This window comes from Paramesorhizobium endophyticum (assembly GCF_014640615.1).
Lineage (GTDB): Bacteria > Pseudomonadota > Alphaproteobacteria > Rhizobiales > Rhizobiaceae > Paramesorhizobium > Paramesorhizobium endophyticum.
In genome coordinates this window covers 16206-34374 of record NZ_BMHH01000029.1, presented here as the reverse complement: position 1 = coordinate 34374, position 18169 = coordinate 16206, and the positions used below count along the sequence as shown (strand labels likewise).

The window sequence follows — 18169 nt, the reverse complement described above, 5'->3', positions numbered from 1 at the left end:
CAATGTCATGCACCTTGTCCAGAAATTTAAACCGGACAGCAGTGGGACAAGCCCGAGGATGACGGCGAGAGGGCGCTGCTTCAAGCTAATTCTGACAGACACTAGCTTCATATACAATGAGCAAATCCCGTGAGTAAGCGGCTTGATCGAATGCGCGCCAACCCCAAGGGAGACTGGCGCATTGAAGACATCCAGCACGTTTGCCGTGAATTTGGCATAAGTTGCGAACCGCCTCGTGGAGGAAGCTCCCACTACAAGATATCTCACCCTTCACAATCCGAGATTTTGACCGTGCCTTTTAAAAGGCCGATAAGGCCTGTATATATACGAAAGCTGATTGAGTTTATTGAAGCTGTAGGAGGCAAAAATGAATAGCAAAGCGTATGCTGTTATCGTTTCTCCGCTCTCCGAAGAAGACGGCGGGGGCTTCATTGCGCGAGTTCCCGATCTTCCCGGCTGCATGAGTGACGGCGACACTCCCGAAGAGGCCGTGCACAACGCCTATGATGCAATCGACGCCTGGATTGAAGCTGCGATTGAACTTGGCCGCGATATTCCTCCCCCGCATCGTAACCTTGCTTACGCATAAGCCGGTGCTCGCGATGCATCCGACGACTTAATCCTAGAGCGGGTCGCGCTTAATCGTACCCATTGCGCTCGCTCTAGATTCTTAGTTTGTCGCATTGTCGCGGTCGTTAAATGAGGCCATTTAACTGCGAAATGCTTTAGCCTCAATCACCTTGGGGCTTTGCGTCAGATCACCCAGGCGCCTTGAATTACTTCAAATCCGGGAAGAAATGCGGGATGTCATCCAGCCCGAAACCGGCAATCTGCGTCAGATAATAAAACCCGGCGAAGATGATCGCCGACACCACAGTCGTACGGAAAAAGGCAAGACCGATGCGCGGGCGGGCGGGGGCGGAGGCGGTGGTGCCGAGCGTGACGTCGTTTTCTTCCGCCTGGGTGCGCAGGCCCACCGGCAGCAGCGCGAACAGCGTGACCCACCAGATGATGAAATAGATCGCAAGAGCCGATCCTATTGCCATATTACCGCTCCTCCAACTCGATCAGCACGCCGTTGAAATCCTTCGGGTGCAGGAACAGCACCGGCCTGCCATGCGCGCCGATCTTCGGCTCGCCATCGCCAAGGACACGCGCGCCCTCGGCCTTCAAGCGGTCACGCGCGGCGGCGATATCCTCCACTTCATAGCAGAGATGATGGATGCCGCCAGATGGATTCTTGTCGAGGAAGGCGCGGATGGGGGAGTCTGCACCTAGGGGCTCCATCAGTTCGATCATGGTATTGCCGACATCGACGAAGGCGACCGTGACGCCGTGTTCGGGTAGTTGCTTTGGCGCGCCCGGCTCCATGCCCAAGGCCGTGCGGTAGAGCAGGATTGCAGCCTGGAGATCCGGCACTGCGATGGCGACATGATTGAGGCGGGTGAGCATGACTCAGAGCGCTCCACACGCAAGCGGAAATGTTGGCGGGACAGCGCCCCCCTCTGCCCTGCCGGGCATCTCCCCCGCAAGGGGGGAGATCACGCCTTCATTACCCGACAGCGCCAACCGCGAACCTTGCAGAATAGACGCCGAGCGTCGTGCCAGCCAATCTCCCCCCATGCGGGGGAGATGTCCGGCAGGACAGAGGGGGGCGCCTCGCGCTTCCATAACCGGTTTCCCTACACCTTCGTCAAAAACACCGTCACCACCGGCTTCTTGCCCCACGCTTCATTCGCAGCGGAGCGGATGGCGCGGCGGATGGCTTCGCGTACGACTTCCAGATCCTTGCGGCGGGCACGGGGGATGCTTTCGAAGGCGCTGACCGCGGCGTCGAACAGGATGTCCTCCATCAGGTCGCCGGTCGCATCTTCCTCGGGCAGGCCGACCAGCACCAGATCGGGATCGCCGATGATGTTGTAATTGCCGTCGATGATCACGGACACGCCGACATGGCCGACATAGGAGAGCTTGCGGCGCTCGGTGATGCCGACTTCGTCCTCGTCGCCGATCAGCTTGCCGTCCTTGAAGACGCGTCCGAAGGGCGCTTCGTCGATGATCTCCGCCGGGCCGGGCGCGAGGCGCAGAATATGGCCGTTGCGCACCTGCGCCACCTCGGGAATTCCCTCCATCGCGCCGAGCGAGCCTTGGGCGGTCAGATGCGCGGCCTCGCCATGGACAGGCACGAGAATGCGCGGTTTGACCCAGGAATAAAGCCGCCGCAGCTCGTTGCGGCGCGGGTGGCCGGAAACATGCACGAGCGCATCGTCGTCGGTGATGATCTTGATGCCCTGCTCGATCAGGCGGTTCTTCGTCTCGATGATCGCCTTTTCATTGCCGGGAATGGTGCGGGACGAATAGATCACCGTATCGCCCGCCGACAGCGCGACGGAGCGCATCTCGTCGCGGGAGAGCTTTGCCAGCGCGGCGCGCGCCTCGCCCTGGCTGCCGGTCAGGATCATCACCACGTTTTCGCGCGGGATATAGCCGTAATCGTCCTCCGTCAGGAAGGGCGGCAGGCCGTCCATATAGCCGAGCTCCGACGCCACCTCGATCGCCCGCTTCATCGAACGGCCGAGCACCAGCACCTGGCGTCCCGCATCCCGCGCGGCCTCGGCGATGGAGCGGATGCGCCCGACATTGGAAGCGAAGGTGGTGATCGCCACGCGCCCGCGCGCGTTTTCGATGAGCTCGCGCAAGCTCTCGCCGACCTGGCGTTCCGAGGGCGAATCCCCTTCCCGCATGGCATTGGTGGAATCGCAGATAAGCGCCAGCACGCCCGCCTCGCCCAGTGCGCGGAAACGGTCCTCATCCAGAAGCGGCCCGAGCGAGGGCTCGGGGTCGCATTTCCAATCGCCGGTGTGGATGGCCGTGCCGAGCGGCGTGGTGATGGCGAGCGACGCGGGCTCCGGGATCGAATGGGTGACCGGGATCGCCTCGATCTGGAACGGGCCGACGGTGAAGGTCTCGCCGGCGCGATAGAGTGTCACCGGGATTTCCGGCGCGCCGTGTTCGCCCTGGCGCTTGGCTTCCAGCAGACCGGCGGTGAAGGGCGTGGCGTAGACCGGCACCTTCAGGCGCGGCCAGAGATCGAGCAGCGCGCCGTAATGGTCCTCGTGGGCGTGGGTGATGATTATGCCGTGCAAATTATGGCGCTCGGCTTCGAGGAAGCGGATATCCGGCAGGACGAGATCGACGCCCGGCAGGTCCGGCCCGGCGAAGCTTACGCCCATATCCACCACGATCCACTCGCGGTTACTCTCCGTTCCATAGCCATACAGGGCGAGATTCATGCCGATTTCGCCGACGCCGCCCAGCGGCAGGAAGACGAATTGCGCGGATTTGGGCTGGGGCATTCAATATCCTCGCGGAATGTTCATGTATATTTGCATTGTTGCCCAAACGCTTAGCACCGGCTCATGAACCTGCGCTACCCCTCCTTGCAAGAATATGACAGCATAAAGCTGGCTTGGGCATTTCACCTGTTAGCTGGAAACGCTGGCGGGACAGCGCCCCCCTCTGTCCTGCCGGACATCTCCCCCGCAAGGGGGGAGATTACGCTGTCATTTCCGCCTTCGCCAATCGGCAACGTTGCAGAATAAAAGCCGTCATCCGTGAAGGCCAATCTCCCCCCCATGCGGGGGAGATGTCCGGCAGGACAGAGGGGGGCGACGCAGAGCGCCGGCATCTCCAAGCGCACATCTATATCGCTCTCGCCGACGCCACCGCGCCGAAATGCACGTCTCCGGCATCGATGCGGATGCGGGCGCCATCGGAATCGCGGATGACGAAACGGCAATCCTCGTCGATGGTTTCGAATATGCCGCTGATCACGCGGTCCTCCACCCGTACGGCCACTTCTCCACCCAGCCCCGCCGCGCGCTCCAGCCAGCGGGCGCGGATATGCTTCAGCCCCCTGCCCTCGTTCCAGAGCGCGCAATTTTCGCGCCAGCTGTCGGAGAGGGCGAGGAAGAGGGTTTCGGCGTCGCAGCGGCTGCCCAGCGCTTTTAGCGATGTTGCCGGATAAGGCAGGTCTTCCGGATGGGATACGACATTGACGCCGATGCCGATGGCAAGGGCAAAGCGACCATCCGGCAGGAGGATGGATTCAAGCAGAATGCCGGAGAGTTTCGAACCGTCAGCCAGTACGTCATTCGGCCATTTGAGTTCGAAACGGTCGCGGCCCTTTGAGGCGCCGTCCAAGCCAACCGCCACAGCGGCGTCCGGCACCACCGCTTGCAAAGCGTCGCCAAGCGCCAGTCCGGCGACAAAGCCGAGCGTTGCCGCGATGGTCGGTTCATAACGTTCGACCAGTAAAAGCGTGGCGGCGAGATTGCCTGATGGTGTCGACCAGACACGGCCACGCCGCCCCCGGCCGCTCTCCTGTTTCTTGGATACCAGCCAGAGTTTGCCAGCATCGCCGGCTTGGGCGCGTTCCAGCGCGACGGCGTTGGTGGAGCCGACGGTTTCGAAGGATTCGAGGCGGTAGCCGCTTTGGCTGGCGAGGGGGGAGAGGGAAAAGGTCATTGCGGAAACGCTGGCGGGACAGCGCCCCCCTCTGTCCTGCCGGACATCTCCCCCGCAAGGGGGGAGATTAAGCCTTCATCGAGGGCCGACATCAAACGCGAACGTTGCAGGACGGGAGCCGCAGGTCGTATCAGCCGATCTCCCCCCTTGCGGGGGAGATGTCCGGCAGGACAGAGGGGGGCGCCTAGCACCAGCATCTCCACTTAATGCAAGCCTTTAAAAGAACGGCTTCGCCGCGGCCTGCGCAATCGCTTCCAGCGGCCCGCCGATCAGCACGTAGAAGAGCACGAACGCGCCGGAGAGGCCCAGCACCACGCGCAGCGCGCCGGAGGCCGGCACGAAGCCTTCCGCCGGCTCGTCGAACCACATGATCTTGATCAGGCGCAGATAGTAGAACGCGCCGACGACCGAGGTGACGATACCGATGACCGCGAGCGGATAGAGGCCCGCATCGACGGCGGCGAGGAAGACGTACCACTTCGCCCAGAAGCCCGCGAGCGGTGGGATACCGGCCAGCGAGAAGAGGAAGATGGTCATGATCGTCGCCATGACGGGATTCGTGCGCGAGAGGCCGGCGAGGTCGCTGATGCTCTCGAGGTTGCCGTTCTTGCCGCGCATGGCGAGGATGAAGGCGAAGGTGCCGAGCGTCATGACGAGGTAGATCAGCATATAGAGCGCAACGCCGCGCACGCCCATCGCCGTTCCGGCGGCGAGGCCGACCAGCGCATAGCCCATATGGCCGATGGAGGAATAGGCCATCAGGCGCTTGATGTTGTGCTGGCCAATGGCGGCGAAAGCGCCGAGCAGCATGGAGGCGATGGAGATGAAGACGATCACCTGCCGCCAATCATGCGTCACGGAGCCAAAGGCGCCCATGGTCACGCGCACGACCAGCGCCATGGCCGCCATCTTGGGAGCCGCGGCGAGGAAGGCGGTGATCGGCGTCGGGGCACCTTCATAAACGTCGGGCGTCCACATATGGAACGGCACGGCGGAAATCTTGAAGGCGAGACCCGCGAGCAGGAAGACCAAACCGAAGATCAGGCCAAGCTGCGGCTTGCCGCTGGAGAGCGCCGCTGCGATCTGGTCAAAGCCAATATGGCCGGTGAAGCCGTAGATCAGCGAGATGCCGTAGAGCAGCATACCCGAGGAAAGCGCGCCCAGCACGAAATATTTGAGGCCCGCTTCCGTGGACTTGACGCTGTCGCGGTTGATCGCCGCCATCACGTAAAGCGCGAGCGACTGCAGTTCGAGGCCGAGATAGAGCGTCAGCATGTTGTTGGCCGACACCATCAGCAACATGCCTGTGGTGGCGAGCAGGACCAGCACCGGAAATTCGAAGCGGTCGAAATTCTCCTGCCTGGCGAAGCCCATGGACATGATGAGCGTGACGATGGAGCCGATCAGCGTCAGCACCTTCATGAAGCTGCCGAAGCCGTCATTGACAACGGCATCGCCGAAGGCCTTGCCCTCGGCGGGGCAGAAGATGATCAATGCCAGCGCCGCAAGCATCACCAGCACGGCCAGGCCGCTCACCGTCGCGCTCGCCTTCTCGCCGGCGAAGACGCCCACCATCAACAGCGCAAGCGCCCCTACCCCCAGAACCAGCTCCGGGGCAAGAAGCGTCAGTTGTGCAATCAGATCGGTCTGCATCAGGTAGCCTTTTAAGTATATCGCATGATCTTATCCGAAAAGTCTGCAACTTTTCGGGATCATGCTGTGCCTCTTACTGCGCCAGCGCAACGCTGGCGGCGGCGGCCAGCGATGCATGGTACTGGTTGACGAGCGCGCTTACGGCGGCGGCGGTCACGTTGAACACCGGAGCCGGGTAGACGCCGAAGAAGATGGTGAGAACGATGAGCGGGTAGAGGATGATCTTTTCGCGCAGCGAGAGATCGAGCAGCCCCTTGAGGCTATCCTTGGTCAGCGCACCGAAGACCACCCGGCGGTAGAGCCAGAGCGCATAGGCCGCCGACAGGATGACGCCTGATGCCGCGAAGAACGCCACCCAGGTGTTGACCTGGAACACGCCGAACAGCGTCAAGAACTCACCGATGAAGCCTGACGTGCCGGGCAGGCCGACATTGGCCATCGTGAAGATCAGGAACGCGACGGCATATTTGGGCATGTTGTTGACGAGGCCGCCATAGGCCGCGATCTCGCGGGTATGCATGCGGTCATAAACCACGCCGACGCAGAGGAAGAGCGCGCCCGAGACGATGCCGTGCGACAGCATCTGGAAGATGGCGCCCTGAATACCCAATTCATTCGCGGCAAAAATACCCATCGTCACGTAACCCATATGGGCGACGGAGGAATAGGCGATCAGCTTCTTGATATCCTCCTGCACCAGCGCGACGAGCGAGGTGTAGATGATCGCAATGGCCGAGAGCGCGAAGACGAGCGGCGCGAATTCCGCCGAAGCGAGCGGGAACATCGGCAGCGAGAAGCGCAGGAAGCCATAGCCGCCGAGCTTCAGGAGAATGCCCGCGAGGATGACGGAACCGGCGGTCGGCGCTTCGACGTGCGCATCCGGTAGCCAGGTATGGACCGGCCACATCGGCATCTTCACCGCGAAGGAGGCGAAGAAGGCGAGCCAGAGCCAGGTCTGCATCGAGGCCGGGAAGTTATACTTCAGGAGTTCCGTGATGTCGGTCGTGCCGGCCTGCCAGGCCATCGCCATGATGGCGATCAGCATCAGCACCGAGCCGAGCAGCGTATAGAGGAAGAACTTGAAGCTGGCATAGACGCGGCGCTTGCCGCCCCACACGCCGATGATGATGAACATCGGGATGAGGCCCGCTTCGAAGAACACGTAGAAGAGCACGATGTTGAGCGCGCAGAACACGCCGATGATCAGCGTTTCCAGAATGAGGAATGCGATCATGTACTCCTTGACGCGATGCTGGATGGAATCCCAGCTCGCCAGGATGCAGAACGGCATCAGGAACGCGGACAGCACGACGAACAGCACCGAAATGCCGTCCACGCCCATATGGTAGGAAATGCCGGAGCCCATCCACCCATGCTTTTCGACGAACTGGAAGCCGGCGTTCGAAGGATCGAACTTGGCCCAGAGAACGAGCGAGAGCACGAAGACGACAAGTGTGGTCAGCAGCGCGATGTTGCGGATGTTACGGCGCGCGGCGTCGCTGTCGTCCTTGATCAAAAGGATCAGGAACGCGCCGACGAGCGGCAGAAACGTGACCGTAGAGAGAATTGGCCAGTCGGTCATCAGAAAGAGCTCCCGAGCATCATCCAGGTGACGAGCGCGGCGACGCCGATAAGCATCGCGAATGCGTAATGATAAAGATATCCGGACTGCAGCTTGACGACCCGGTCGGTGACGTCGACGACGCGGGCGGAGATGCCGTTGGGCCCGAGGCCGTCGATGATCTTGCCGTCACCGTCCTTCCAGAGCACCCGTCCCAGCCACAGCGCGGGACGGACGAAGAGGAAGTTGTAGAGTTCGTCGAAGTACCATTTGTTGAGGAGGAACTGGTAGAGGCCGGGATGACGGCGGGCCAGTTCCTTCGGCGTTTCCGGCGAGCGAATGTAGAATTGCCACGCGATCAGGAAGCCGAGCAGCATGGCGACGAAGGGCGAAGCTGCGACCCAGGCCGGAACATGGTGGTGTTCCTCGAGCAGGTGATTGCTTGGCGCCGTGAACAGCGCGCCCTTCCAGAACTCGGAATATTCATGGCCGAAGAAATATTCGCGGAAGACGAAACCGGCCAGAAGCGCTCCGATGGAAAGCACGAACAGCGGGACGAGCATCACCGGCGGCGATTCATGGACGTGGTGCATGACCTCGTGCGACGCGCGCGGCTTGCCATGGAAGGTCATGAAAATCAGACGCCAGGAATAGAAGCTGGTGAACAGCGCCGCGATGACGAGCAGCCAGAAGGCATAGCCTGCGGCGGGGTTGTGCGAGACATAGGTGGACTCGATGATCGCATCCTTGGAGAAGAAGCCGGCGGTGCCGATTTCCGTGAAGGGGATGCCGAGGCCGGTCAGCGCGACCGTGCCGATGATCATCGTCCAGTAGGTGGTCGGGATCAGCTTGCGCAGACCGCCCATGTTGCGCATGTCCTGCTCGTCGGAGACGGCATGGATGACCGAACCGGCGCAGAGGAACAGCAGCGCCTTGAAGAAGGCGTGGGTGAAGAGATGGAACACGCCCGCGCCGAACGCGCCGACGCCGAGCGCCGCGAACATATAGCCGAGCTGCGAGCAGGTCGAATAGGCGATGACGCGCTTGATATCGTTCTGCACGAGGCCGACCGTCGCCGCGAAGAAGGCGGTGGTGGCGCCGATGATGGTGATGAAGGTCAGCGCGGTCTGCGACAGTTCGAACAGCGGCGACATGCGGGCCACCATGAACACGCCTGCGGTGACCATGGTCGCGGCATGGATCAGCGCCGAAACCGGGGTCGGGCCTTCCATCGCGTCCGGCAGCCAGGTGTGCAGCAGGAACTGCGCCGACTTGCCCATCGCGCCCATGAAAAGCAGCAGGCAGACGATGGTGATCGCGCCCTGCCGGTCGAGCGAGTAGCCGAGGAAGTTGAGAACGGTCTGGCTCGCATCCGCACCGGCGACATAGTTCGACGCAGCGGCGAAGACCGTGTCGTAATTGACGGCGTTGAAGAGGACGAACACGCCGAAAATGCCGAGCAGGAAACCGAAGTCACCGACGCGGTTGACGACGAAGGCCTTCATCGCGGCGGCATTGGCCGAGGGCTTCTGGAACCAGAAACCGATGAGCAGGTAGGAGGCAAGGCCAACGCCTTCCCAGCCGAAGAACATCTGCACCAGATTGTCCGACGTCACCAGCATCAGCATGGCGAAGGTGAAGAGCGACAGATAGGCGAAGAAGCGCGGCCGATGCGGATCGTGGTGCATATAGCCGATGGAGTAGATATGCACGAGCGCCGAGACGGTGTTGACCACGACAAGCATCACCGCCGTCAGCGTATCGATGCGCAGCGCCCAGTCGAAGGAAAGCGAGCCGATATGGATCCATTGCAGGACCGGAACGCGCACGGTCTCGCCATGGCCGTTCATGGCCACCTGGAAGAAGACGACCCAGGAGAGGACGGCGGCGATGACGAGAAAGCCGGAGGTGACGAATTCGCTGGCCTTGGCGCCGATCTTGTTACCGGCGAGGCCGGCGATCAGGAAGCCGAGAAGCGGAAGGAAGACGATTGCGAGATAGAGCATTTGCCCGTCAACCTTTCATGACATTGACGTCTTCCACCGCGATGGAGCCGCGGTTGCGGAAGAAAACAACGAGAATTGCGAGGCCGATGGCCGCTTCGGCGGCTGCGACCGTCAGAACGAAAAGCGCGAAGACCTGACCGACCAGATCGCCCAGCGCCGCCGAGAAGGCGACGAAGTTGAGGTTCACGGCAAGAAGGATCAGTTCAACGGACATCAGGATGACGATGACGTTCTTGCGGTTCAGGAAGATGCCGAAGACGCCGAGCGTGAACAGAACGGCCGAAACGGTCAGATAGTGTGCGATACCGATTTCCATCATAAGTTTCCCGTCAAAGTCCCTTGCCCGTCTCGACCTGCTTGATCTCGATCGCGGTGGCCGGCGTGCGCGCCACCTGCTGCGGGATCGACTGGCGCTTGACGCCCTGCTTGTGGCGCAGCGTCAGCACGATCGCGCCGATCATCGCCACCAGCAGGATAAGGCCCGAAATCTGGAAGAAGAGGACATAGTTGGTATAGAGAATATCGCCGAGCGCGGCGGTGTTGGTGCGCGTCGCCAGATCCGGGATCGGCTGCGCGACACTGGTGGCGAGTTGCGGCGAGAAGGCATGGCCGCCGAGCACGATGATCAGCTCCGCCGCCAGAACGATGCCGACCAGCGCGCCGATGGGTGCATATTGCAGCGCGCCGCTCTTCAATTCCGAGAAATCGACGTCGAGCATCATGACGACGAAAAGGAAGAGCACGGCCACGGCGCCGACATAAACCACCAGCAGGATGAACGCCAGGAACTCAGCACCCGCCAGCAGAAACAGCGCCGCGGCGTTGAAGAACGCGAGGATGAGGAACAGCACCGAATGCACGGGATTGCGCGCCGCGATCACCATGAAGGCGCTCGCGATCAAGATAAAGGCGAATAGGTAGAAAAACGCCGCCGCTAGACCTGTCAGCATGGGGATACCCCGACTTCCTTCTATGGCAGTGCTTTGACGCTCTGCCTATCCTTCGTAATTTTGATACAGGCGGTGGATAGCCCTTCAGTATTTTCCGCCGTATGCTTTTTTCCCGCATGATCTTATCCGAAAAGTCTGCAACTTTTCGGGATCATGCGTACTCAGCGGTACGGCGCGTCCATCGCGATGTTGCGCGCCAGTTCGCGCTCCCAGCGGTCGCCGTTCGCCAGAAGCTTGTCCTTGTCGTAGTAAAGCTCCTCGCGCGTCTCGGTCGCGAATTCGAAGTTCGGGCCCTCGACGATGGCGTCCACCGGACAGGCTTCCTGGCAGAAGCCGCAATAGATGCACTTCACCATGTCGATGTCGTAGCGCACGGTACGGCGGGTGCCGTCATTGCGGCGCGGGCCGGCCTCGATGGTGATGGCCTGCGCCGGGCAGATCGCCTCGCAGAGCTTGCAGGCGATGCAGCGCTCTTCACCGTTGGGATAACGGCGCAACGCATGCTCGCCACGGAAGCGCGGGCTCACCGGTCCCTTCTCGAAGGGATAGTTCAGCGTCGCCTTCGGCGAGAAGAACTGGCGCATCGAAAGAAAGAACGCGCCCACGAACTCCTGTAGCAGGAGCGATTTTGCGGCTTGAGCAAGGGAAGCCATTGTCTTTCTCCTTAAGCCAGACCGGTCAGTTTCAGGAAGAAGGCGGTCGCGATCACCATGAACAGGGAGATCGGGAGGAACACCTTCCAGCCCAGGCGCATCAGCTGGTCATAGCGGTAGCGCGGGACGAATGCCTTCACCATGGCGAACATGAAGAAGCAGAAGCACAGTTTCAGCACGAACCAGATGACACCGGGCACCCAGTTCAGGAACCACACATCGACGGGCGGGAGCCAGCCACCGAGGAAGAGAATGGTGGTCAGCGCGCACATCAGCGTGATGGCGACATATTCGCCGAGGAAGAACAGGAGGAACGGCGTCGAGGAATATTCGATCATGTGACCGGCGACGAGTTCCGATTCCGCTTCCACCAGATCGAAGGGCGGACGGTTGGTTTCCGCCAGCGCCGAAATGAAGAAGATGATGAACATCGGGAACAGGCCGAGCCAGTGCCAGTCAAGGAACGAGCTTGGCAGGCCCATCATCGTGCCGAGGCCGGTATCCTGCGACATGACGATGTCGGTCAGGTTGAGCGAGCCGACGCAGAGCAGCACGGTGACGATGACGAAGCCGATGGAGACTTCATAGGACACCATCTGCGCCGCCGAGCGCAGCGCGCCCAGGAACGGATATTTCGAGTTCGACGCCCAGCCGCCCATGATCACGCCATAGACCTCGAGCGAGGAGATGGCGAAGATATAGAGAATGCCGACATTGATGTTGGCAATGGCCCAGCCCTGATTGACGGGGATCACCGCCCAGGTCGCCAGCGCCAGCACGGCGGAGACGAGCGGGGCGAGCAGGAAAACCGCCTTGTTGGCGCCGGACGGAATGACCGGCTCCTTGAAGACGAACTTCAGCAAATCCGCGAAGGACTGGAACAGGCCGAAGGGACCGACGACATTGGGGCCGCGGCGCAGCTGCACGGCAGCCCAGATCTTGCGGTCGGCAAGGAGAAGATAGGCCACGCAGATGAGCAGCACGACCAGCATCAGGACCGACTTCAGCGCCATGATCAGCGCCGGCAAGACGTATGTTGCGAAAAAACCGTCCATTCTCGTTTCTTTCCCTGGCCCTATTCAGCCGCCTGCTGGAAGCCGCCTACCGCGAGCGCGGAGCACTCGGCCATGATGGCGGAAGCCCGCGCGATCGGGTTCGTCAGATAGAAGTCTTTGATCGGCAACGCAAATGCGCCTTTGCCGGAACCCGCCTTTTTCTCGCTCAAAGCGACGATATCCTGCGCGTTGCCGCGCTTGATGGCGTCGATTTCCGCCATATGCGGGTATTCGGCATAGAGTCGCCCGCGCAACTGGCTGAGCGAATCAAACGGCAGCTTGTGGCCGAGCACGTCGGAGAGCGCGCGGAGAATCGCCCAATCCTCCTTCGCCTCGCCCGGTGCGAAGCCGGCGCGATTCGTCATCTGCACCCGGCCTTCCGTGTTGAGATAGGTCGCCGACTTCTCGGTATAGGCCGCGCCCGGCAGGATGACATCCGCCGCATGGGCGCCGGCATCGCCATGGGTGCCGATATAGACGATGAAGGTGTCGCCCTTCGCCGCCAAGTCGAGTTCGTCCGCGCCCAGCAGGAACAGGACATCGAGACCGCCAACCATTTCGGCAGCGATCTTGCCCCCCTCCCCCGGCACGAAGCCGATGTCGAGGCCGCCGACGCGCGCTGCGGCGGTATGGAGCACGGCAAAGCCGTTCCACTCTTCGCTGACCGCGCCGACACGCTGGCCAAGCTTGGCGGCGAGCACCAGCGCATCCATGCCGTTGCCGCCCTGCAGCGCGCCCTGGCCGATAAGGATCAGCGGACGCTTGGCGTTTTCGAGCACCGAATAGAACTCGCCCTTGCCATCGGCCAGATCGCGCAGCGTATCCAAGCCGGAGCCGAGATAAGCGTAGTCATAGCGCAGATCGACCTGCGGGCCGATGAGGCCGATGGGGAAATGGCCCTGACGCTGGCGCTTGCGGATGCGGGCGTTGAGCACCGCCGCCTCATGGCGCGGATCGGAGCCGATGATGACAAGCGCGTCGGCGTCTTCGATGCCCTCGATGGTCGGGTTGAAGATGTAGGATGCGCGGCCCAGAGACGGGTCGAGCGCCACGCCATCCTGACGGCAGTCGATATTGACAGAGCCGAGCGAGGAAAGCAGCCCCTTCAGCGCATACATCTCCTCGACGCTGGCGAGGTCGCCCGAGATCGCGCCGATGCGGTCGCCTGACGTGGCGGACACCTTGGCGGCGATAGCAGCGAAGGCTTCCGGCCAGGTGGCGGCGACGAGCCGGCCATTGCGACGGACATAGGGGCGGTCGAGGCGCTGGGTCCTGAGGCCGTCCCAGATGAAGCGGGTCTTGTCGGAAATCCACTCCTCGTTCACCGCTTCGTTGGTGCGCGGCAGAATGCGCATCACTTCGCGGCCACGGGCATCGACGCGGATGTTGGAGCCGACGGCATCCATCACGTCGATGGATTCGGTCTTGGAGAGCTCCCACGGACGCGCCTGGAAGGCATAGGGCTTCGAGGTCAGCGCACCGACCGGGCAAAGGTCAATCACATTGCCCTGCAGTTCGGACGACATGGCGTGTTCGAGATAGGTCGTGATCTCGGCATCCTCGCCACGGCCGATGAGGCCAAGCTCGGAAACGCCGGCGACTTCCGTGGTGAAACGGACGCAGCGCGTGCAATGGATGCAGCGCGTCATAATCGTCTTCACCAGCGGGCCGATATATTTGTTCTCGACGGCGCGCTTGTTCTCGCGATAGCGCGAGTTCTCGGCGCCATAGGCCATGGCCTGGTCCTGCAGGTCGCACTCACCGCCCTGATCGCAGATCGGGCAGTCGAGCGGATGGTTGATGAGCAGGAATTCCATCACGCCTTCGCGGGCCTTCTTGACCATGGGCGTGTTGGTGAAAATCTCCGGCGCTTCGCCATTGGGGCCGGGGCGCAAATCGCGCACGCCCATGGCGCAGGAGGCCGCCGGCTTGGGGGGACCGCCCTTCACCTCGACCAGACACATGCGGCAATTGCCGGCAATGGAAAGACGCTCGTGGAAACAGAAGCGCGGCACTTCCGCGCCCGCCTCTTCGGCTGCCTGAAGGAGCGTGTAGTGATCGGGAACCTCGATCTCTCTGCCGTCAACCTTGATCTTCGCCATTATTTGCCCCCATTGAGGCGCGCCGCCTCGTAGGCTTGAAAGAGATCGCTTACCGCCACACCGTTGATGGTCATGCCCGCGATTTGCGCATTCTCGATTTTGACATTGCTGAGGTTCACATCGACGAAATGCGCGCTGGAAAGATTGGCGTCTTCCACCTTCACATCGCTCATGTTCACCTTAGCCAGCACACTTACCGACAGGTTTACCTTGTGAAACCTGCTGTTCGACAGATTCACGTCGTCGAAGCTCGAATTGGCAACGGAGGCGTTGCGCATTTCGAAACAATCCCGTGTGTCATGAATCTCTGTCATCGGACTTACTCCGCCGCTTCCAGCGCGATATATTTGCTGTTCACGGCATTGCGGCTGTATTCATCGATCCGCTTTTCGATTTCCGGACGGAAATTGCGGATCAGGCCCTGGATCGGCCAAGCAGCCGCATCGCCCAGCGCACAGATCGTATGGCCTTCCACCTGCTTGGTGATGTCGAGCAGCATATCGATCTCGCGGCGCTGCGCGTTGCCGGTGACCATGCGCTCCATGACGCGCCACATCCAGCCGGTGCCCTCGCGGCACGGCGTGCACTGGCCGCAGCTTTCATGCTTGAAGAATTGCGACAGGCGCGCAATCGCCTTGATGATGTCGGTGGACTTGTCCATCACGATCACGGCGGCGGTGCCGAAGGAGGACTTCACCTCGCGCAGGCCGTCGAAATCCATGGGGCAGTCCATGATGTCCTCGGCGCGCACCACCGGGCAGGATGCGCCGCCGGGGATGACCGCCAGCAGATTGTCCCAGCCGCCGCGAATGCCGCCCGCATGCTCTTCGATCAGCTGGCGGAAGGTAATGCCCATCGCCTCTTCGACCGTGCATGGCGTATTGACGTGACCGGAGATCATGAACAGCTTGGTACCGACATTGTTCGGACGGCCGATGGACGAGAACCATGCCGCGCCACGGCGCAGGATCGTCGGAGCGACCGCAATCGATTCGACATTGTTCACCGTCGTCGGGCAGCCATAGAGGCCCACATTGGCCGGAAACGGCGGCTTCAGGCGCGGCTGGCCCTTCTTGCCCTCGAGGCTTTCCAGAAGCGCGGTTTCCTCGCCGCAGATATAGGCGCCGGCGCCGTGGTGGACATAGATATCCATGTCCCAGCCGGTCTTGTTGTCCTTGCCGAGCAGGCCAGCCTCATAGCACTCGTCGACGGCGCGCTGCAGCGCCTCGCGCTCGCGGATATACTCGCCGCGAATATAGATATAGGCCGTATGCGCGCCCATGGCGCAGCCCGCGATGACGCAGCCTTCCAGCAGCGTGTGCGGGTCGTTGCGCATGATGTCGCGGTCCTTGCAGGTGCCGGGCTCGGACTCGTCGGCATTGACCACGAGGTAATGCGGACGGCCATCGCTCTCCTTCGGCATGAAGGACCATTTCAGACCGGTCGGGAAGCCCGCGCCGCCACGACCGCGCAGACCGGATGCCTTCATCTCATTGATGATCCAGTCGCGGCCCTTCTCGATCAGGGCTTTGGTATTGTCCCAACGGCCAAGCGCCATCGCCTCTTTCAGCGAATGACCATGCTGGCCGTAGATGTTGGTGAATATGCGATCCTTGTCAGCCAGCATTTCTCACCTCTATTCCGGTTGCTTCTTGGTGCGTGAAGCGGGCTTCTTCGGTGCAGGCGCAGGCTCGGTCGAAGCCTTCTCCTCCTCGGCCTCGCTCACCTTTTTAGGCGAAGGCGATCTGATCGCCTCATTCGTCTCCACAGCGGCGGTCTTGGGCCGTGCGGCATCGGAAGGAGGAACTTCGGCTTCCTTGCCGTTCTCCTGCCGGGCAGCAGTCGCCGTCGTGGCATCGCTCTTCAGCGCATCCACCGAAACACCCACCGGAGCCGAGAGAACACGGTTGATCTGCGGACCGGGCTTGATGTCGTCGCCCCTGCCCGCTTCGAACGCATCGATGATCTCTCCGAGACGCTCCGGCGTCAGGTCCTCATAGGTGTCCTTGAAGATCAGCACCATGGGCGCGTTGACGCAAGCCCCCAGGCACTCGACTTCTTCCCAGGACAGCGTGCCGGACTCGTTGGTCACGAACGGCTCGGGATTGATCTTGTGCTGGCAGACCTTTTTCAGATCTTCCGCGCCGCGCAGCATGCATGGCGTGGTGCCGCAGACCTGGATGTGGGCACGGGTACCGACAGGCCCAAGCTGAAACTGTGTATAGAAGGTCGCCACCTCAAGCACGCGGATCAGCGGCATGTCGAGCATCTTGGCGATGGTTTCGATGGCCGCGCGCGTGACCCAGCCATCCTGTTCCTGCGCGCGCATCAAGAGCGGAATCACCGCCGATTGCTGGCGGCCTTCCGGGTATTTCTTGATCTGCTGTTCGGCCCAGACCTGGTTCGCGCGATTGAACGAGAAGGCGAGCGGCTGAACGGAATCATCTGCGAGACGGCGTACGGACATCAGCGGTCAACCTCACCAAACACGATATCGAGCGAGCCGAGGATTGCGGATACGTCGGCAAGCATGTGGCCACGGCACAGGAAGTCCATGGCCTGGAGATGGGCAAAGCCCGGCGCGCGCAGCTTCACGCGATAGGGCTTGTTGGTGCCATCGGCAACGAGATAGACGCCGAACTCGCCCTTGGGCGCTTCCACGGCGGCGTAAACCTCGCCTGCCGGCACGTGATAGCCCTCGGTATAGAGCTTGAAGTGCTGGATCAGCGCTTCCATCGAGCGCTTCATCTCGCCGCGCTTCGGCGGAACGATCTTGTGGTCCGAACTGGAGACGGGGCCGGTCGAATCCTTGCCGAGCAGGAGATCGACGCACTGGCGCATGATGCGCACGGACTGGCGCATTTCTTCCATGCGGATCAGATAGCGGTCGTAGCAGTCGCCATTCTTGCCGATGGGAATGTCGAATTCCAGCTCCGGATAGATTTCATAGGGCTGAGACTTGCGAAGGTCCCATGCAGCGCCCGAACCGCGCACCATGACGCCCGAGAAGCCCCAGGCCCAGGCATCCTCCAGCGAGACGACGCCGATATCGACGTTGCGCTGCTTGAAGATGCGGTTCGGCGTGATGAGAGCGTCGAGATCAGCAAGGGTCTTGAGGAACGGATCGATCCACTTGCCGATATCCTCGACCAGCTTCTGCGGAATGTCCTGATGGACGCCACCCGGACGGAAATAGGCCGCGTGCATGCGAGCGCCTGAGGCACGCTCATAAAACACCATCAGCTTCTCGCGCTCCTCGAAGCCCCAGAGCGGCGGGGTGAGCGCGCCGACGTCCATGGCCTGCGTGGTGACGTTGAGGAGATGGTTGAGGATGCGGCCGATCTCGGAAAACAGCACGCGGATGACCTGCCCGCGGCGCGGCACCTCGATACCCAGCAGCCGCTCGACGGCGAGCGCGTAAGCGTGCTCCTGGTTCATCGGCGCGACGTAATCGAGGCGGTCGAGATAAGGGACCGCCTGCAGATAGGTCTTCGCCTCCATCAGCTTCTCGGTGCCGCGATGCAGCAGGCCGATATGCGGATCGACGCGCTCGACCACCTCGCCGTCCAGCTCCAGCACGAGGCGAAGAACGCCGTGCGCCGCCGGATGCTGCGGGCCGAAGTTGATGTTGAAATTGCGAACTTGTGTCTCAGCCATTCTTT

17 protein-coding genes are annotated in these 18169 nt (G+C 61.6%); 1 reads left to right on the top strand and 16 read right to left on the bottom strand.

The annotated features are described in order from the left end of the window. The first annotated feature begins 367 nt into the window (after positions 1-367). Positions 368-589 (top strand): type II toxin-antitoxin system HicB family antitoxin, encoded by a 222-nt coding sequence (locus IEX53_RS21555; RefSeq protein WP_188826243.1) that lies wholly within the window; start codon positions 368-370, stop codon positions 587-589. Between the two features lie 187 nt (positions 590-776). Here the strand turns inward: IEX53_RS21555 and IEX53_RS21550 are convergent, their stop codons facing one another. The 16 genes from IEX53_RS21550 to IEX53_RS21475 all read right to left on the bottom strand — a co-directional run bounded on the left by IEX53_RS21550 (position 777) and on the right by IEX53_RS21475 (position 18164). Next, positions 777-1046 carry a DUF1467 family protein gene (locus IEX53_RS21550; protein WP_188826242.1) on the bottom strand — a complete coding sequence of 90 codons (270 nt, stop codon included), beginning with the start codon at positions 1044-1046 and terminating at the stop codon, positions 777-779. Position 1047: 1 nt separating this feature from the next. Then, the gene (gene mce / locus IEX53_RS21545) at positions 1048-1452 is read right to left on the bottom strand and encodes a methylmalonyl-CoA epimerase (protein ID WP_188826241.1); all 405 of its coding nucleotides are present in this window, start codon (positions 1450-1452) and stop codon (positions 1048-1050) included. 230 nt (positions 1453-1682) lie between these two features. Further along, the gene (locus IEX53_RS21540) at positions 1683-3356 is read right to left on the bottom strand and encodes a ribonuclease J (protein WP_188826240.1); all 1674 of its coding nucleotides are present in this window, start codon (positions 3354-3356) and stop codon (positions 1683-1685) included. A 346-nt stretch (positions 3357-3702) separates the two neighbouring features. Beyond that, on the bottom strand, positions 3703-4527 hold the full coding sequence (locus IEX53_RS21535) for a biotin--[acetyl-CoA-carboxylase] ligase (protein WP_188826239.1): 825 nt from the start codon (positions 4525-4527) through the stop codon (positions 3703-3705). Positions 4528-4743: 216 nt separating this feature from the next. Beyond that, on the bottom strand, positions 4744-6180 hold the full coding sequence (gene nuoN, locus IEX53_RS21530; protein ID WP_188826238.1) for an NADH-quinone oxidoreductase subunit NuoN: 1437 nt from the start codon (positions 6178-6180) through the stop codon (positions 4744-4746). 73 nt (positions 6181-6253) lie between these two features. Continuing rightward, positions 6254-7762, bottom strand: coding sequence for an NADH-quinone oxidoreductase subunit M (locus tag IEX53_RS21525; RefSeq protein ID WP_188826237.1), 1509 nt, complete (start codon positions 7760-7762; stop codon positions 6254-6256). After that, a complete protein-coding gene (gene nuoL / locus IEX53_RS21520) occupies positions 7762-9747 on the bottom strand; it encodes an NADH-quinone oxidoreductase subunit L (RefSeq protein WP_188826236.1) in 1986 nt (661 codons plus the stop codon). Before nuoL ends, IEX53_RS21525 begins: the two co-directional genes overlap by 1 nt. 7 nt (positions 9748-9754) lie before the next feature. Beyond that, the gene (gene nuoK, locus IEX53_RS21515) at positions 9755-10063 is read right to left on the bottom strand and encodes an NADH-quinone oxidoreductase subunit NuoK (protein WP_068881842.1); all 309 of its coding nucleotides are present in this window, start codon (positions 10061-10063) and stop codon (positions 9755-9757) included. A 13-nt stretch (positions 10064-10076) separates the two neighbouring features. Continuing rightward, a complete protein-coding gene (locus IEX53_RS21510; protein WP_188826235.1) occupies positions 10077-10697 on the bottom strand; it encodes an NADH-quinone oxidoreductase subunit J in 621 nt (206 codons plus the stop codon). 161 nt (positions 10698-10858) lie between these two features. After that, the gene (gene nuoI, locus IEX53_RS21505) at positions 10859-11350 is read right to left on the bottom strand and encodes an NADH-quinone oxidoreductase subunit NuoI (protein WP_188826234.1); all 492 of its coding nucleotides are present in this window, start codon (positions 11348-11350) and stop codon (positions 10859-10861) included. 11 nt (positions 11351-11361) lie between these two features. Next, positions 11362-12405, bottom strand: coding sequence for an NADH-quinone oxidoreductase subunit NuoH (gene nuoH / locus IEX53_RS21500; RefSeq protein WP_188826233.1), 1044 nt, complete (start codon positions 12403-12405; stop codon positions 11362-11364). A 20-nt stretch (positions 12406-12425) separates the two neighbouring features. Next, a complete protein-coding gene (nuoG, locus tag IEX53_RS21495) occupies positions 12426-14507 on the bottom strand; it encodes an NADH-quinone oxidoreductase subunit NuoG (protein WP_188826232.1) in 2082 nt (693 codons plus the stop codon). Continuing rightward, a complete protein-coding gene (locus IEX53_RS21490; RefSeq protein ID WP_188826231.1) occupies positions 14507-14821 on the bottom strand; it encodes a pentapeptide repeat-containing protein in 315 nt (104 codons plus the stop codon). Before IEX53_RS21490 ends, nuoG begins: the two co-directional genes overlap by 1 nt. 5 nt (positions 14822-14826) lie before the next feature. Beyond that, on the bottom strand, positions 14827-16134 hold the full coding sequence (gene nuoF / locus IEX53_RS21485) for an NADH-quinone oxidoreductase subunit NuoF (RefSeq protein ID WP_188826230.1): 1308 nt from the start codon (positions 16132-16134) through the stop codon (positions 14827-14829). 9 nt (positions 16135-16143) lie between these two features. After that, the gene (gene nuoE, locus IEX53_RS21480) at positions 16144-16974 is read right to left on the bottom strand and encodes an NADH-quinone oxidoreductase subunit NuoE (RefSeq protein WP_188826229.1); all 831 of its coding nucleotides are present in this window, start codon (positions 16972-16974) and stop codon (positions 16144-16146) included. Further along, a complete protein-coding gene (locus IEX53_RS21475; protein ID WP_188826228.1) occupies positions 16974-18164 on the bottom strand; it encodes an NADH-quinone oxidoreductase subunit D in 1191 nt (396 codons plus the stop codon). Before IEX53_RS21475 ends, nuoE begins: the two co-directional genes overlap by 1 nt. Positions 18165-18169 lie beyond the last annotated feature (5 nt).

What these genes read in the sequence shown, in the direction of transcription:
- IEX53_RS21555 (WP_188826243.1), top strand. Translation starts at nt 368, where the DNA reads ATGAATAGCAAAGCGTATGCTGTTATCGTTTCTCCGCTCTCCGAAGAA.
- IEX53_RS21550 (WP_188826242.1), bottom strand. Translation starts at nt 1,046, where the DNA reads ATGGCAATAGGATCGGCTCTTGCGATCTATTTCATCATCTGGTGGGTC.
- mce (WP_188826241.1), bottom strand. Translation starts at nt 1,452, where the DNA reads ATGCTCACCCGCCTCAATCATGTCGCCATCGCAGTGCCGGATCTCCAG.
- IEX53_RS21540 (WP_188826240.1), bottom strand. Translation starts at nt 3,356, where the DNA reads ATGCCCCAGCCCAAATCCGCGCAATTCGTCTTCCTGCCGCTGGGCGGC.
- IEX53_RS21535 (WP_188826239.1), bottom strand. Translation starts at nt 4,527, where the DNA reads ATGACCTTTTCCCTCTCCCCCCTCGCCAGCCAAAGCGGCTACCGCCTC.
- nuoN (WP_188826238.1), bottom strand. Translation starts at nt 6,180, where the DNA reads ATGCAGACCGATCTGATTGCACAACTGACGCTTCTTGCCCCGGAGCTG.
- IEX53_RS21525 (WP_188826237.1), bottom strand. Translation starts at nt 7,762, where the DNA reads ATGACCGACTGGCCAATTCTCTCTACGGTCACGTTTCTGCCGCTCGTC.
- nuoL (WP_188826236.1), bottom strand. Translation starts at nt 9,747, where the DNA reads ATGCTCTATCTCGCAATCGTCTTCCTTCCGCTTCTCGGCTTCCTGATC.
- nuoK (WP_068881842.1), bottom strand. Translation starts at nt 10,063, where the DNA reads ATGGAAATCGGTATCGCACACTATCTGACCGTTTCGGCCGTTCTGTTC.
- IEX53_RS21510 (WP_188826235.1), bottom strand. Translation starts at nt 10,697, where the DNA reads ATGCTGACAGGTCTAGCGGCGGCGTTTTTCTACCTATTCGCCTTTATC.
- nuoI (WP_188826234.1), bottom strand. Translation starts at nt 11,350, where the DNA reads ATGGCTTCCCTTGCTCAAGCCGCAAAATCGCTCCTGCTACAGGAGTTC.
- nuoH (WP_188826233.1), bottom strand. Translation starts at nt 12,405, where the DNA reads ATGGACGGTTTTTTCGCAACATACGTCTTGCCGGCGCTGATCATGGCG.
- nuoG (WP_188826232.1), bottom strand. Translation starts at nt 14,507, where the DNA reads ATGGCGAAGATCAAGGTTGACGGCAGAGAGATCGAGGTTCCCGATCAC.
- IEX53_RS21490 (WP_188826231.1), bottom strand. Translation starts at nt 14,821, where the DNA reads ATGACAGAGATTCATGACACACGGGATTGTTTCGAAATGCGCAACGCC.
- nuoF (WP_188826230.1), bottom strand. Translation starts at nt 16,134, where the DNA reads ATGCTGGCTGACAAGGATCGCATATTCACCAACATCTACGGCCAGCAT.
- nuoE (WP_188826229.1), bottom strand. Translation starts at nt 16,974, where the DNA reads ATGTCCGTACGCCGTCTCGCAGATGATTCCGTTCAGCCGCTCGCCTTC.
- IEX53_RS21475 (WP_188826228.1), bottom strand. Translation starts at nt 18,164, where the DNA reads ATGGCTGAGACACAAGTTCGCAATTTCAACATCAACTTCGGCCCGCAG.